This is a genomic window from Aeromonas sp. 25-AL00135 (assembly GCF_054052385.1).
Genome location: NZ_JBSTYQ010000012.1, coordinates 92,038 through 107,535, shown reverse-complemented (window position 1 = coordinate 107,535; position 15,498 = coordinate 92,038). Strand labels below are relative to the sequence as shown.

General features: G+C 60.5%; 13 protein-coding genes. 4 read left to right on the top strand and 9 right to left on the bottom strand.

Annotated elements, in window-relative coordinates:
* Positions 1-98: 98 nt before the first annotated feature.
* A complete protein-coding gene (locus ACW5XC_RS12845; RefSeq protein ID WP_042054236.1) occupies positions 99-1,325 on the bottom strand; it encodes an aromatic amino acid transporter in 1,227 nt (408 codons plus the stop codon).
* Between the two features lie 169 nt (positions 1,326-1,494).
* Entirely contained in the window at positions 1,495-2,928 is a 1,434-nt protein-coding gene (locus tag ACW5XC_RS12840) for a DUF2867 domain-containing protein (protein WP_042054237.1), read from the bottom strand.
* Positions 2,929-3,214: 286 nt separating this feature from the next.
* On the opposite strand from ACW5XC_RS12840, the gene ACW5XC_RS12835 reads away from it, so the two are divergent.
* On the top strand, positions 3,215-4,306 hold the full coding sequence (locus ACW5XC_RS12835) for a hypothetical protein (RefSeq protein ID WP_042054238.1): 1,092 nt from the start codon (positions 3,215-3,217) through the stop codon (positions 4,304-4,306).
* Positions 4,307-4,372: 66 nt separating this feature from the next.
* Here the strand turns inward: ACW5XC_RS12835 and priA are convergent, their stop codons facing one another.
* Positions 4,373-6,580 carry a primosomal protein N' gene (priA, locus tag ACW5XC_RS12830; RefSeq protein ID WP_042054240.1) on the bottom strand — a complete coding sequence of 736 codons (2,208 nt, stop codon included), beginning with the start codon at positions 6,578-6,580 and terminating at the stop codon, positions 4,373-4,375.
* A gap of 147 nt (positions 6,581-6,727) precedes the next feature.
* Between priA and rpmE the strand changes: the two genes are divergently transcribed.
* Positions 6,728-6,943 carry a 50S ribosomal protein L31 gene (gene rpmE / locus ACW5XC_RS12825; RefSeq protein WP_005340673.1) on the top strand — a complete coding sequence of 72 codons (216 nt, stop codon included), beginning with the start codon at positions 6,728-6,730 and terminating at the stop codon, positions 6,941-6,943.
* 100 nt (positions 6,944-7,043) lie between these two features.
* Here the strand turns inward: rpmE and ACW5XC_RS12820 are convergent, their stop codons facing one another.
* Together ACW5XC_RS12820 and ACW5XC_RS12815 are read right to left on the bottom strand one after the other, a co-directional pair.
* Positions 7,044-7,694: a chromophore lyase CpcT/CpeT gene (locus tag ACW5XC_RS12820; protein ID WP_021230765.1), complete on the bottom strand. Its 651-nt coding sequence runs from the start codon at positions 7,692-7,694 to the stop codon at positions 7,044-7,046.
* 122 nt (positions 7,695-7,816) lie between these two features.
* Positions 7,817-9,670: a methyl-accepting chemotaxis protein gene (locus ACW5XC_RS12815; protein WP_042054241.1), complete on the bottom strand. Its 1,854-nt coding sequence runs from the start codon at positions 9,668-9,670 to the stop codon at positions 7,817-7,819.
* 146 nt (positions 9,671-9,816) lie between these two features.
* On the opposite strand from ACW5XC_RS12815, the gene rraA reads away from it, so the two are divergent.
* Positions 9,817-10,302 (top strand): ribonuclease E activity regulator RraA, encoded by a 486-nt coding sequence (gene rraA, locus ACW5XC_RS12810; protein WP_005340678.1) that lies wholly within the window; start codon positions 9,817-9,819, stop codon positions 10,300-10,302.
* Positions 10,303-10,572: 270 nt separating this feature from the next.
* On the opposite strand, the gene ACW5XC_RS12805 is transcribed toward rraA, so the two are convergent.
* The 3 genes from ACW5XC_RS12805 to ACW5XC_RS12795 all read right to left on the bottom strand — a co-directional run bounded on the left by ACW5XC_RS12805 (position 10,573) and on the right by ACW5XC_RS12795 (position 13,132).
* Positions 10,573-11,247, bottom strand: coding sequence for a 7-cyano-7-deazaguanine/7-aminomethyl-7-deazaguanine transporter (locus tag ACW5XC_RS12805; RefSeq protein ID WP_042054242.1), 675 nt, complete (start codon positions 11,245-11,247; stop codon positions 10,573-10,575).
* A 159-nt stretch (positions 11,248-11,406) separates the two neighbouring features.
* On the bottom strand, positions 11,407-11,694 hold the full coding sequence (locus tag ACW5XC_RS12800) for a DUF3630 family protein (RefSeq protein ID WP_042054243.1): 288 nt from the start codon (positions 11,692-11,694) through the stop codon (positions 11,407-11,409).
* A 10-nt stretch (positions 11,695-11,704) separates the two neighbouring features.
* Positions 11,705-13,132: a protein adenylyltransferase SelO gene (locus ACW5XC_RS12795; RefSeq protein WP_042054244.1), complete on the bottom strand. Its 1,428-nt coding sequence runs from the start codon at positions 13,130-13,132 to the stop codon at positions 11,705-11,707.
* 105 nt (positions 13,133-13,237) lie between these two features.
* Between ACW5XC_RS12795 and ACW5XC_RS12790 the strand changes: the two genes are divergently transcribed.
* Positions 13,238-13,540, top strand: coding sequence for a c-type cytochrome (locus ACW5XC_RS12790; RefSeq protein WP_005340687.1), 303 nt, complete (start codon positions 13,238-13,240; stop codon positions 13,538-13,540).
* Positions 13,541-13,607: 67 nt separating this feature from the next.
* Here ACW5XC_RS12790 and recQ read toward each other — a convergent pair whose 3' ends face one another.
* Positions 13,608-15,443 carry an ATP-dependent DNA helicase RecQ gene (recQ, locus tag ACW5XC_RS12785; protein WP_042054245.1) on the bottom strand — a complete coding sequence of 612 codons (1,836 nt, stop codon included), beginning with the start codon at positions 15,441-15,443 and terminating at the stop codon, positions 13,608-13,610.
* Positions 15,444-15,498 lie beyond the last annotated feature (55 nt).

Here is a 15,498-nt window from a genome sequence, read left to right as displayed (position 1 = left end):
CCACTTTAGTTATAGATCCTGCTGTATGGGGTAAAAATGGTGCAAAAAGGGCGGCAAGTTGGCCTTGCCGCCCTTTCTGTCAGAGCTGTAGACCTGACTCAGTTGCCCAGATAGACCGGCAACAGATTTGCCATCGACAGGAAGTGGAACAGCGCGGTCGCCAATCCGAACAGGATCAGCAGCCAGGCCATCAGCTTGCCGCCGGGGGTGACGAAATGGGGGGTCACTTCGCCCCGCTCGGCCCGCGCCCGGGTGCGCAGCACCAGCAATGCCGGGATGATGCAGGTCCAGATGGTGGCGGCGGCACCGGCATAGCCGATGGCCAGCAGGAAGCCGAACGGGAAGAGCAGGGAGAGCACCAGCGGCGGCAGGAAGGTGACCGCCCAGGTCTTGCAGCGACCGGTGCGGCTGTTGTCGAACTTGAACAGATCAGCCAGATAGTCGAACACCCCGAGCCCCACTCCGATAAAGGAGGAGAGGATCGCCGCCATGGAGAAGCCGTTGATGGCGCTGGCCACCTTCTCCGATTCGATCACCCCTGAAAGCGCGGAGAGCAGCACACTCACGTCACCCCCCTTGGCAATCACCGGAGCAAAATCCTGACGGGGCAGGTTGCCGAAGATCCCCAACAGCCAGAGCACGTAGAGCGCCAGCGCGATCAGGGTTCCCCCCAGAATGGCCCATCTGGCCTGCTGCTCGTTCTGGTAGTAGGCACGCAGGGAGGCCACCGAGTGGTGATAGCCGAACGAGGTGAGCGCCACCGGCAGCATCGCCATGGCATAAGGGGCATAGCGACTCTCGCTGCCCGCCAGATCGAGCAGGGTCGGCAGCTTGATACTGCCGAGCAGACCGGCCACACCGAGGGCGAAACTGAGGATCATGAAGGCGATCAGCACCACCGAAATACGGTCAACGGCGCGGGTCGAGTGCCACACCACCGCAGAGAAGAGCGCCACAAACAGCACGGATGCAAGCTTGCTGTCGATCCCCAGTATCCCCTGCAGGATGGCACCGGAAGAGGTGATATAGGCGTAGAGCAGAATACCGCCAACAAAGTAGACCGAGAGGTTGTTGAGGAGATTGAGCTTCTCCCCCAGCAGCTCGCGAGTCACGGTATTGAAGGAGACCCGCATGTCGTGGTGCTGGAAGGATTCCAGCAGCATCCAGCCGGAGAGGGTCATCATCACCATGGTGACGGTCAGCGCCAGCACCGACCAGAGGGTCCAGGCCCCCGCCCCCGAACTCGGCAGACCGAGCATGCCAGCTCCCACGCAGACGCTGGCAATGATGCAGGCGCCCCCCAAAATTGACGGTTTTTTCTTCATAATCCCTTCTTTTTCTGACTGATTATCTATCCGCGGTAAACAAGACCGCGGCATGATGCCAGCCTTTGCCATGAGACGCCTACCACTATCTGCCATAACCGGGCATGGCCGCCGCATAAAAAGTGCCCCGAACGGGGCACTCTATCAGCGGGGATGGTGTGAATAGGGGTTAATCCATCACCGGGATACCTGCCCTCGCCTCAGCCTGACGGGCGATGGCCTCGGTCATCCCCTGAAAGATAAAGAGGTGGAACGGCAGCATGGCAAGCCAGTAGGCCAGCCCCCAGGCGCCCTGCGGGTGCCAGTGAGCGGTGACCCGGATGCGGGTCAACCCGGACTCCTCCGGCAGGATGTTGAACTCCAGCCGCCCGACGCCCGGGGCCTTCATGTTGAACAAGAGATCGAGCCTGCGCCCCTCATCCACACCGAGGATCTGCCAAGAGTCGAGCATATCTCCCTTCACGAAACGATCCGGATTGGTGCGGCCACGGGTGCGGGCCGGGCCGCCGATCAGGTGATCCATCCATTCGCGCACCACCCACAGCTCGTTCATGTAGAAGTAGCGCTGCTCCCCCCCCAACTGCTGCAACACCTGCCACACCACCTCGGGAGAGGCGAGGCAGATGGCCTCGCCGCTGGCGGTACGGTCGTAGAAGCCATATTCGGGATGGCGCCAGCGCAGGCCGAGCGGCGTCTCCTGCCCCTGCTGCTCGGCACCCAGCTTCTGCTCCAGCGCCAGACTCTCCGCCAGCGCCTCGTCGAAGCTGAGCAGAGTCTGCGGCAGCAAGGTGCGCAGCGGGCCATCATCGGCCGGGATATCGTGCTTGAGACCGCCCACCAGCGCCTTGGCCACCGGCTGCGGCACCGAGGTGACAAACTGCAGCCACCAGGCGGAGAGGCGCGGACTCAGAAACGGGATGGGAATGATGGGGCAGCGCTTGCCGATATGGGCGGCGAACTTCTGCAACTGCTGTTGATAGCTGAGCAGCTCGGGGCCGACCGCGTTGAAGATGCGGCCATCCACCTCGTCTGCCTCTACCAGCCCGCCCAGATAGTGCAGCAGGTTGGACAGCGCAATCGGCGGCGTGCGCGAGCGCACCCATTTGGGCGTCACCATCAGCGGCAGGTTGAACACCAGATCCCGCATCACCTCGAACGCCGCCGAACCGGGCCCGATGATGATGCCAGCGCGCAGCTCCACCGTCGGCACACCGGAGTCACGAAACAGCTCGCCGCAATGGCGGCGGGAGTTGAGATGGCGACTGTTGCACTGCTCCGGCTGGATTGCCCCGAGATAGATGATGCGACGCACCCCGGCAGCACGGGCGGCGGCAGCGAAGTTCTTTACCCCCTGCTGCTCCAATCGGTGAAAATCGGCCCCCGCCCCCATAGCATGTACCAGATAGAAGACGGTATCGATGCCCGCCAGCGCAGGCAGCAAAGTGATGGGTTTGAGGCTGTCAGCGAGGCGAAACTCCACCCCCTCAGGCAAGCGGCAGGGACGGCGCGCCCCGGCAATTACCCTGTAGCCCAAAGTTTGCAGGTGAGGCACTAGATAGGAACCGATATAGCCTGCCGCCCCCATCACCAGACAGTTACGCATGAGTGCAGCCCTCAGCATCATTGATGCAAGGAGCGCCAGACAGGAATCCACCATAGCCCGCCACACCCATCACCAGACAATTTCTCATGTAATTCTCCCTATCCTCACCGATGCCACTTGTCAGCCAGAGTGCGCAGCGCTACCTGAAAATGTTCAACCACTGCGCCACCATCCAGTCTCTTGCCATCCTGCCACGTCACCACCTTGCAACCTAGTACTAACCACCTCCCTGATTAGTCCGATTTGGTGTTAAGCCCTGCTCATCAATTGGTCGATAACTGACCAGATGTATAGCGCCGAGGGCGAACGTATGCGCATCGATCACTACGACCTCCAGGGGGAGGTGCAATACCGGCAACAACAGGCCCAGAGCCGCAAGGTGCGCAACCTCGGGCCAGTGCCACCCGCCGTCAATCCACCGGAGGGCAACAATACGGCAGCGGCCGGCGAACGCAACAGCCCCCTGACCCTCACCAGCGCCCTGACGCTGCAAACCGCAAGGCAATCCGCCCCCAGCCAGCAAGCGACAACACCTCCCGCCCCGCCCGCAGCGGACGTCGGCAAAGAGCAGGATGGTATTCCCGACGATGGACTGGATAACCGCCAGCGGCTGATCAAGCTGATGATCGAGGCGATGCTGGGCCACGAAATCGAGCTGCCCAAGCCGATCAACCCCTCCGAAGAAGGAGGCGATGGAGTGACCCAAGGAGACGGCGCGGCTCAAGCCGCCGAGCCGGATCAACTGGTGGAGGTGACTGACACCCTGCTGCAACAGGAGCAGCTCAACGTGGTGGCATCGGCCACCGTAGCGACTCGGGATGGTCAGACTATTCAGCTCGATCTCGGCTTTGTGCTCGACTGGCGCCAGCTGGAGGTGAGCCAGCGGCGCACCACCCTCAATGCCCTCAAGGATCCGCTGGTACTCAGTCTGGATGGCAAGATTGCCGATCTGACCGAGGCACGGGTCACTTTCGATATCGATCAGGATGGCAAGGAGGATAGCCTGCCGGGTCTGCGGGAAGGGAGCGGCTTTGTGGCGCTGGATCGCAATGGCAACGGCACCATAGACGATGGGGGCGAGCTGTTTGGTGCACGCTCCGGCAATGGCTTCGACGAGTTGGCAACCCTGGATGAGGATGGCAACGGGGTGCTGGATGAAGGGGATAGCCAGTTTTCAGCCCTGCAGTTCTGGCATCCGGAGCACGCACCTATAGCTCTGGTCGAACTGGGGATCGGCGCCATCCTGCTGCGCCCCCTCGACACCCCCTTCAACCATCTGGGGGAGAGCGGCAATCAGGGGGTGCTGCGCCAATCCGGCCTCTATCTCACCGAACAGGGTAAAGGAGGCTGGGTGCAGCAGATCGATCTGCGGGTCTGAGCCTTGAAATGAAATCACCCATCGGTCGCTGACGATAACTGCCAGCGACCGGCGCCGGTGCCACCATCAACTCAGCTCGGTGGGGTCGATATCCAGACTCCAGCGCACCCTTTTGGTCTCAGGCCAGCCTTCCAGCTCCTTCACCGCCCAATCCAGCAGTTGGGCCAGTGGTGCTCGATTCGGCCCCTGCACCAGCAACTGCATGCGAAACTTGCCCGCCTTGCGCTCCATAAAGCCGCTGATGGGCCCCAGCACCTGAACGTGGGGATAGCGGGCGCTGCGCAGGGTATCGGCGAGGCGGGCGAGGAACAGCTGCACCTCGTCACGGCCATTGGCCTCGGCGCGGAACAGCCCCTGATAGCTGAAGGGCGGCAGCCCCAGCAGACGACGCTCTTTCAACGCCGTATCGGCGAAGTGGCCGTAGCCATTCTGGGTCAGATCCTGCAGCAGGGCGTGCTCCGGATGGTGGCTCTGCAGCACCACCAGCCCGGGTTTGCTGGCGCGACCGGCGCGACCCGCCACCTGGGTGTAGAGCTGGGCAAGCTTCTCGGCGGCGCGAAAATCGGCGCTGAACAGGGCACCATCCACATCCAGCAGACCCACTAGCGTCACGTCCGGGAAGTGGTGGCCCTTGGCCAGCATCTGGGTGCCGATCAGGATCTTGTACTTGCCCGCCTTGATGTCGCCGAGGTGAGTCTCCAGCTCCCCCTTGCGGCGGGTGTTGTCCCGATCGATGCGCACCACCGGATATTGCGGGAACACTGTGGTGAGCAGCTGCTCCAACTGCTCGGTGCCCACTCCCGATCCGATCAGTTCGTTGCTGCCACATTCGGGGCAGTGGTGGGGTAGCGGGCGTACACTGTCGCAATGATGGCAGTGCAGCCGCCGTCCGGCCTGATGCCAGGTGTACCAGGCATCACAGCGCTCGCAGGCCGCGCTCCAGCCACACTGATGGCAGATAAGGGCCGGGGCATAGCCACGACGGTTGAGAAACAGCATCACCTGATTGCCCGCCGCCAAATGCTCTGCCATCAACTGCTCCAACTGGGGGGAGAGCCCGGCCTGCAACCGCACGTTCTTGATATCCAGGATCACCTGACGAGCGGTCTGGGCATTACCGGCGCGGCGGGTCAGGGTGAGGTGGTGATACTTGCCGGTGCGGGCGTTGTGCAGCGTCTCCAGCGATGGGGTAGCCGAGCCAAGCAGGATCGGAATACCGGCACGATGGGCCCGCATCACCGCCAGATCCCGCGCGTGGTAGCGAAAACCGTCCTGCTGCTTGAAAGAGCCGTCGTGCTCTTCGTCGATGATGATGATGCCGAGGTTGTGAAACGGGGTGAACACCGCGGAGCGGGTGCCGATCAGGATGGCGGCGGCGCCGTCACGGCAGGCGAGCCAGGCGTCGAGCCGCTCCCTGTCGTTCATGGCGGAGTTCATCGCCACCACCGGCACGTTGAAGCGGCGGCGGAAGCGGTTGATGGTCTGCGGGGTGAGGCCGATCTCCGGCACCATCACCAGCGCCTGCTTGCCCGCCTTGAGCAAGGGCTCAAGGATGCTTAAATACACCTCGGTTTTGCCGGAGCCGGTGATGCCATCCAGCAGGAAGGCACCGAACTTGTCGCTCTGGCTGGTAACGGCAGAGACAGCCAGCGCCTGTTCGCCGTTGAGGCGCAGCCCCTCACCCGGCTCAAAGCGGGCGGCCCAGTCGCCGTCATGGCTCGGCTCCAGCGAACGCTTCTCCAGCAATCCCTTCTTCTCCAGCGCAGTGAGTGCGGCACTCTGGATCTCCTCCTGTTTCAGGGCGGAGGGGGTCTGCGGCCCCTTGCGCAGCAGGGCGAGCGCTTGCTGCTGCTTGGCCGCCCGCTTGAGCTCGTTAAGGTCGATGGCCATGCCAGCCTCAGTTGCAAACCAGAACTCCAGTTCACGATAAGCGGCAGGCTCCCCCTTGCGCACCAGCACTGGCAGGGCGTGGGGCAGCACCTCACCCAACGGATGCTGGTAGTAGCTGGCGCTCCAGTTCATCAGCGCCAGAATATCCGGCCCCAGCACCGGCGTCGCATCGAGTACGCGCTTGATGGGCTTGAGCTTGTTGCGGGGCACCTGGCTGTCGGCCGGATGATCCACCACCAGCCCGACCAGGGTCTGGGGACCGAAAGGGATCTCGACCCGGCAACCGGGGGCAGGTAACGGCAGGGGAGAGAGATAGTCGAAGTGACGGCGTAACGGTACCGGGACAGCGACACGAACCAGATCCAGCGTTTGGGAAGAATTCACCAAGGGTTGCCTATTTTTTCTGCGAAGCCACTTGCCTGATCTCAGGCATTTCCTATATTATTCGCAGCCTTTGAAACTGTGTTCAACAATCGTGTGGTGTCCGACAAGAGATCGGATGGCGACACGGCCTATTAATTGAGGTTGTCCATGAAAGCTGGTATCCATCCTGACTACGTAGCCATCACCGCCAAGTGCTCTTGCGGTAACGTCATCAACACTTTCTCTACCATCGGTAAAGATCTGAACCTGGACGTGTGCTCCGAGTGCCACCCGTTCTACACCGGCAAGCAGAAAGAAGTTTCTAGCGGCGGCCGCGTAGACAAGTTCAACAAGCGTTTCGGTGCGATGACCACCAAGAAGTAATTTTACTTCTGAAGAATTCTGAAAAAGGCGCCCAATGGGCGCCTTTTTTACGATCCCTGTTTTTCATCCTTCATGTTCCCGCAGCCAGACGCACTCTCCCCTACTGGCCAAATCCTTTGGAACGACGCAAATAGACATACCCCTCACCCGGGCTACCCCAGCGCGGACTCCCTGCGTTGTCATAGGCGCGATCCAGCAATCTGACGCTATCGGGGCCAATCCAGATATGCTGCACCAGCGTTGTGGCACCACCAAAATCGGTGGAGCAATGGCCCACCCGGGTATGACCGGCATATTCGCCGGAGGGGGTACGGGTCAGCCAGATCTCGCAACCGTGGCGCAAGGAGAGCTGCTGCGGGGTCAGACTGTCGAGCAGGGCGGGATCATGCCAGGCACCGGCAAAATCGGTGGCACGGGGCATAGTCAGCTCTGCCATCAGGATCCGCCCGTCAGGAGCAGGTGAGAAGCGATAGATGCGCTGGCGGAAAGGACGGACGGAGCGCATGCTCAGATACTGCTCGGCATAGACCCAGCGATAGCCCTGATAGCCGGGCCAGATCTCCATCAAGCGCAGCTCGGCACTGGTAAAGCGGCTGTCGTAACTGGCCTGCTCCCGGCTCGTAAAGGCCCCGTTGAACCAGCTGAGTAGCGGCTCCATACCGGGCTTGAGTGGGGTAGCCTGAGGCGCCGATCCTGCCAACACCAGACAGGAACAGAGCAGCCCGAATACGGCCACCAGCAACTTTGCCATCGAATCCTTCCGAATCATCATAGTGGCGGCGATTATATGAGCGAATTTCCCCAATAACAGCCATTACGATCAAATCATTGCCACTCTGGTGCAAAAACCTCATAAGGATGCCAGTCCGCTCACTAAACCCGATATTTTGCCACCGCCTTGTTGAGCAGCTGGGCCTGCTCGTTGAGGCCCTCGCTGGATCTCGCATTTTCCTCTGCCATGATGCTCGACTCCTGGGCGATGTCGCGGATGTTGTTGACGTTGCGGTTCACCTCGTTGGCCACCAGACTCTGCTGTTCGATAGCCGCAGCAATCTGGGTGCTCATGTCCATGATGTTGGTAACATCCTGAGTGATCTGCCCCAGCAACTCCCCTGCGGTACTGGCCTGATCCGAGCTGCGGTTGCCTTGCTCGCGGCAGGTCGCCATTACCTCGACGATGCTGCCGGTCTGTTTCTGCAGCGAGCTGATGATGCCGGCAATCTCCTGGGTCGATTTCTGGGTACGGATGGCCAGATTGCGCACCTCATCGGCCACTACCGCAAAGCCACGTCCCTGATCCCCTGCCCTGGCTGCTTCTATGGCCGCGTTGAGGGCCAGCAGGTTGGTCTGCTCGGCAATACCACGGATCACATCGAGCACGGAGCCGATGGTTTCGCTCTCTTTTTGCAGTTGGCTCACCTCGCGGGATGAGCTCTCCAGATTGCCCGCCAGCGAGCGGATCTGCTCGACAGTATTCTCGACCGCAGTCCTCCCCTCCATCGCCTTGTTGTTGGTCGCCTGCGCATTGTTGGCCGCCTGCTCGGTGTTGCGAGCGATCTCTTCGATGGTGGAGCCCATCTCGGTGGACGCGGTCGCCACCATGTCGGTCTCCTGCAGCTGACGCGCCGCCCCTTCACTGGTGCGCTTGACGTTGGCCGAGAGGTGATCAGCCGCTTCGGTCAGGGTGTGCACGCTCTGCTTCACATCGCCAATCAGGTTGCGAAACCCGCCCAACATCACGTCGAGATTGCCTGCCAACTGGGCCATTTCATCTGCCCCGCGCAGCTCTATCTTCAGGCGCAGGTCATTATCCTGACGAATGCGGTTGACGGTATCATTCACCTGAGTAATGGGACGGTCGATGCTGCGCCCCAGCAACACGCTCATGATGCCGATCAGCACCACAATCACCCCGCCACAGACCAGCATCAGGCTGTTGAGGCGAGCGCTCTGCCGCTCCAGCTCAGCGACAATGTGCTGATCGACGGCGGCAAACCCCTGTTCGGTCTGATGCACCAGATCCCGCATCTGGTTGCGCAGCCCCTCATCCTCTTTCAGCCCCAGTACCTGCATCCCCTGCACCAGCGCCACAAAGTCCTGCCGGTACTGCTTGCTGGCCTGCTCCAGCTTGCCGCGACCCGCCTCCGGCAAAGTGGCAAGGCTATCCTGAAAACTCTTGTGCAAGGTTTCGAAACGCTCCAGATACTGGATATCGGAACGCAGCATGAAGTCTTTCTCCGCCCGCCTCAGTTGCAGCATGGTGATGAGCAGCCCCTGCTGATCCAGCTGCTTGAGCCCATTCTCCACCTCATGCACCGCCGCCCGCAGCTTGCCATAGAGCCCCTCCTCAGGCCCCAGACCAATCTTCTGCTGCTGGGCCACCAGATCGTTGAAGGCTTTGCCATAACCGCTGATCTGCTGATCCAGTCTGGTCAGCTCCCCCTCGACGGCCGCCAGATTGTCATCGGTCAGCAGCTCCCGATTGTGCTGGTGAAAGTCAGACAGCCCCTGATTGAAGCGCTCAACGAAGGTCATATCCTTGCGGATCAGAAAATCCTTCTCGGCCCGCCGCAGGTTGAGCATGGCGATCTCCAGCTGGTCGATATTGCGCTGAGCTTCGGTCAGGTGACGGTGCACCTGGCTGGAATAGATAAACAGGCCGCTCAGTACCAGCATGGCAACGGCAACCAGCACGGTATTCAGGATCAACTTATGACGGATAAGCACGATGGACCTCTCGCAAACAGGCAGTGAACTGCATTGAGCTTATGCAGAAAAGCGGCGACAGGTGATCTGTGCAAGGAATATTCATTGAAATGCCACACCCACTCCTTATACTGGTTGCACCTGTTTCCAGCCGTGGATTTGACACTATGGAATACAATACTTCTGAACTGTGCGACATCTATCAGGACATGGTGGATGTGCTTGAACCCATGCTCTGCTCCTTCGGCGGCCGTGCCTCTTTCGGCGGCGTCATCACCACCGTCAAATGCTTCGAATCGAATGGTCTTATCCGTGAACTCGTCAAAGAGAACGGACTGGGACGTGTCTTGCTGATCGATGGCGGTGGCTCCATGCGCCGAGCTCTGATCGACAGCGACATCGCCACCACGGCGGCCGAGAATGATTGGGAAGGGATTGTCTGCTACGGCTGCGTCCGCGAAGTCGATATTCTGGAAGATCTGGATATCGGCATTCAGGCACTGGCAGCCATTCCGGTCGGTGCCGACAGCAAGGATGTGGGGGAGACCGATCTGCCGGTCAACTTCGGTGGCGTGACCTTCCTGCCTGACGACCACCTCTACGCCGATACCACAGGGGTGATCCTCTCCCCCGAGGCACTCGATATCGAGTAAGCCACAGACAGCGTGACGACGGGAGCCTTGGCTCCCGTTTTTTATGCCTGCAACTTGCTGAAAAATGACAAAAAAAGAGGGCCAGATAAACTGGCCCTTAACTGGAAGCAATGTGAGCAATGTCGTGCCTTCACAAGAAGTCCATCACGTTGGAACGAATGAAGTCTTTCCCGGAAAACAAGTTAACAATAATCATTCTCATTTGACTAGGCAAGCGCTATTTGCAGAAAGTGCAAAAAAATTGACCACCGCAAAGGGTGGTCAATCTGGTCAGGCTTGCCGGGTGGCCGTTTGCAGGCTGGATAATCCGGCCTCGCCCACCAGCTTGCGGCTGAGGTAGCGCAACAAGACACCGTAGAGCGGCACGAATAAACCAAGGCTTATCAGCAACTTGAATACGTAATCGACGGTTGCGATCTCGACCCAGTGCTCTGCCATGAAAGGATCTGTGGTGCGCCAGAAGGCCACACTGAAGAAAGCGATGGTATCAACCAGATTACCGAACAGGGTGGAGGCCGCTGGCGCAATCCACCACTGCTTGAGCAGACGCAGGCGGTTGAACACCACCACATCCATGAACTGCCCTACCAGATAGGCCATAAAGCTGGCCAGTGCGATACGCGCCACGAACAGGTTGAACTCGGACAGATGACCAACGCCCTGGAAGCTTCCTTCGAAGAAGAGCACGGAGAGCGCATAGGAGACCGCCAGCGCAGGCAGCATCACGGTCTGGATAATCTTGCGCGCCAGACCGGCACCGAAGATCCGCACCGTCAGGTCGGTCGCCAGGAAGATAAACGGGAAGCTGAACGCACCCCAGGTGGTATGGAAGCCAAACACGGTGATCGGCAGCTGCACCAGATAGTTGCTGCTGGCAATGATCAGAATGTGGAACAACGACAGGCGAACAAGCGCCGTTTGGTACTGCGCAGGGGTCAGATTCATCTTGTGACCTTTTTGGTTAATGGGGTTAGGGAACCCATATCGCCACCATTGGCGATAATCGAGGGGCGAGATTATACGCCCCAAAACCGATAGTTCAATCTTTATGCGATTACGCTTGTCCAGGTTGGCCAGCGGCAGAGCAGGCCTTGTGGACGATAGTCACAGCTTGTGCTGTCTGGCGAGCCAGAGCAGCGCCTCCCGATCCGCCGGGCGCACCGCCTCCAGCCAGCAGCCGCTGTAGTGTTCGTACTCCAGCCGAAACTGGCTCCCTTCAAACTCCAGCAACCAGCTATGGCGGTCGGCCCCCGCATCCTGCTCGAGCGGCTGCAGCTCCCACTCTCGCAGCAAGGCCTGCGCCAACAGCGGAAAAGTGTCCCACTCGAGCGCCGGACAATCCAGCGTCACTACGCCAGCTTCGCTATCTACCTGTTTGATTTGCCAACTCATGCCCAATCTCTCAGCTACTGCAGGAGAGCTCACCACCGCAATACCATGCCGGAGTCGGGGTGGCGAGATCCTCATATTCGGGTTGTTCATCATAGGGGCGCTGCAAGGCGGTGAACAGCCGCTCAAACGGCTGCATATCCCCTGCGTCGGCGGCATCTATCACCTGCTGGGCCAGCGCATTGCGCAGCACATACTTGGGATTGATGCCATCCATCTGCGCCTTGCGCACGGCATCCTCGCTGCCTTCGCGCATCAGCCGCGCCCGATAGCGCTCCAGCCACGCCTGCCAACCCCGTGGTTCAGGCAACAGGGCCAGCAGAGATGCAGGCCACGCCCCCTCTTGCGCCACCTCACCGAGACGGCGCAGGAACAGGTGGTAATCCACCTTGTGGGCCGCCAGCAACCGGAACAGCTCGCGGAACAGCGCCGGGTCATCCTCCTCCCACACCGCCAGCCCGAGCTTGGCCCGCATCAACTCGGAGTAGTGCAACATCAGCTGCTGCTCGTACTGGGCCAACGCTGCAGCCAGCGCATCACCGTCTACATGGCCAGCCAGCGCCTGCGCCAGTTTTTGAAGATTCCAATAACCGACCGCAGGCTGCTGATCCAGCGCGTAGCGGCCCGCAGGGTCCGAGTGGTTGCAGACAAAATCGGGCACGTAGGCATCGATAAAGCCGTATGGCCCGTAATCCAGCGTCAGGCCGAGCAGCGACATATTGTCGGTGTTCATCACCCCGTGACAGAAGCCCGCCGCCTGCCATTTGGCAATCAGCCGCGCGGTGCGGCGCACTACCTCGGCAAACAGTTCGGCACCACTCTCCTGTTCGGGGAAGTGGTGGCGCAGCAGATAGTCGATGAGTGGCGGGATCTTCTCTCCCTGCCCGCTCCAGGCGAAATACTCGATATGGCCGAAGCGCAGATGGCTGGGGGCGGTGCGCAGCACGGTCGCTCCCGTCTCCACCTGCTCGCGGTAAACGGGCTCCTGACTCCCCACCAATACCAGCGCCCGCGTGGTCGGGATGCCGAGGGCATGGAGCGCCTCGGAGGCGAGATACTCGCGAATGCTGGAGCGCAGCACGGCACGACCGTCACCAAAACGGGAAAACGGCGTCTTTCCTGCCCCCTTCAGGTGCAGATCCCAGCGCTGACCATCCGGCGCCTGCTGCTCACCCAACAGCAGCGCACGACCATCTCCAAGCCGGGGGCTATAACCCCCGAACTGATGGCCGGCATAGACCTGCGCTACCGGCTGCATACCGGGCAGCACTTTTCCCTCGCCACAACAGGCGATCCAGTCAGCCTCGCTGACGCCTCCCAATCCCAGCTCATCCAGCAAAGTCCGGTTGAGATGAAGCAACCGGGGTTGCTGCAGCGGCTGGGGGACCACGGGTTCACAGGCCCAAGGCAGCTCGGTCGCAAAAGTGTTGATCAACTTCATGGTTGTGCCATTCGTCCCTGCGTATGCTCGTGTCACTCTTTATACTGCCGTCAGCCATGCTTGTGCTCACTGGCAACCATCATTTTTCAATTCAAGGAGAAGAAGATGCAAAAATGGGTATATGCCCTGCCCTTGCTGGCACTGGCGTGGGGTCATCAGGCCAAGGCTGCCGATATTGAAGCCGGCAAAGCCAAGGCGGCGGTCTGTGCCGCCTGTCACGGCGTGGAAGGCAAGGCGATGATCCCCAACTATCCCCATCTGGCGGGTCAGAATGCCGCCTATCTGGTGAAACAGTTGAAAGCGTTCAAGGATGGCACTCGCAAAGAGCCCTTGATGGACCCCTTCATGGCGCCGCTGACCGATGCGGATATCGACAATCTGGCCGCCTTCTACGCCAGCCTGAAATAACCTCGCGTCTGACCCCAGGTTCTTCCGAGCCGCGCTTACCCTGGTCGATTAGGCTGCCTAATCGACCCTAACGACGGCAGTAGTCGATGATCAGATCCATAAAGGCTTCGCCAAAGCGCTCCAGCTTGCGGTGCCCGACACCGTTGATAGCCAGCATCTCGTCTTCGGTCATCGGCATCAGCTGAGCCATCTCCACCAGAGTCGCATCGTTGAACACCACGTAGGGCGGCACCTCTTCGTCCTCGGCAATCTGCTTGCGCAGGCCGCGCAACTCCTTGAACAACCGCTTGTCGTAGTTGGCGTTATCGAGCAGACCGTTGCGCTTCTCCTTGCGGCTGGAGATAGGCTGCAGGCGGGGTACCGCCAGTTCCAGCTTCACATCGCCACGCAGTACCGGACGGGCCGCTTCGGTCAACTGCAGCACCAGATTGCGAGTGATGTTCTGGGTCAGCAGCCCCTTGTGGATCAGCTGGCGGATCACGCTCATCCAGTATTCGTGGCTCTGATCCTTGCCGATGCCGTAGGTCGACAGCTTATCGTGGCCATGATCCTTGATGCGCTGGTTCAGCGACCCGCGCAGCACCTCCACCACATAACCCACCCCGAAATTCTGGCCCACCCGCCAGACGCAGGAGAGCGCCTTCTGGGCATCTTCAGTGCCGTCATAGCTCTTGGGCGGATCGAGACAGATATCGCAGTTGCCGCACGGCTTGTCGTTGTACTCGCCGAAGTAGTTGAGCAGCACCTGACGGCGGCAGGTTTGCGCCTCGGCAAACGCCGCCATCACGTTGAGCTTGTACTGCTCCACCTGCAACTGCTGCGGGTTCTCGATGTTGTCGAGCAGGCGGCGCACCCGGCCGATATCGGCGGGATCGTAGAGCAGCAGCGCCTCGGCGGGGGTGCCATCGCGACCGGCGCGGCCGGTCTCCTGATAGTAGGATTCGATGTTCTTCGGAATGTCGTAGTGCACCACGAAGCGTACGTTGGGCTTGTCGATACCCATACCGAACGCCACCGTCGCCACCACTATCTCGATGTCATCCTTGAGGAAGGCATCCTGGGTCTGCTGGCGCAGCTCGAGCGGCAGCCCCGCATGATAGGGCGCCGCCTTGCAGCCGTGGCGGGATAACCGCTCGGCCACCTCCTCCACCCGGTTGCGACTGGAGCAGTAGACGATGCCACAGTTGCCCTTCTGGCTCTGCACGTAACGCAGCAGCTGCTCGGCCGCCTTGAACTTCTCCACCAGGCTGTAGCGGATATTGGGGCGATCGAAGCTGGCAGTGTGAATAAAGGGATCGTTGAGCTCCAAACGGTGGAGCATGTCGCTGCGGGTCGCCTCGTCGGCAGTGGCGGTCAGCGCCACCACCGGCACCTGCGGGAACCACTGTTTTAGCCGCCCCAGCGCCGCATACTCAGGCCGGAAATCGTGGCCCCACTGGGAGACGCAGTGCGCCTCGTCGATGGCGAACAGCCCGAGCGGCAGCTCGGCCAGTCGATCCATAAACTCGTGCTGCAACAAGCGCTCGGGGGAGACATAAACCAGCTTGATCTCGCCGCGACGCATGGCGGCAAAGTTCTGGATCATCTCCTCCCGACTGAGGGCCGAGTTGATGTAGACCGCCGCTACGCCGTTGGCGCGCAGGCTGTCGACCTGATCCTTCATCAGCGAAATAAGAGGAGAGACCACCACACCGAGCCCGGGCCGCAGCAGTGCCGGGATCTGGTAACAGAGCGACTTGCCGCCGCCAGTGGGCTTGAGCACCAGCGCATCGCGCCCCGCGACGATCTGCTCGATGATTTCGAGCTGACCCGGCCGAAACTGCTGATAGCCGAAGACCGCCTGCAGCAGGGCAAGCGGACTCTCTGGCTGAGGATCTGGCAGGGTTTCGGCAATCGCAGTCATGGGCTCTCCTTTGGGGTCGCCATTCTAAAGCAGCCGCCGCCCACAATAAACCTGC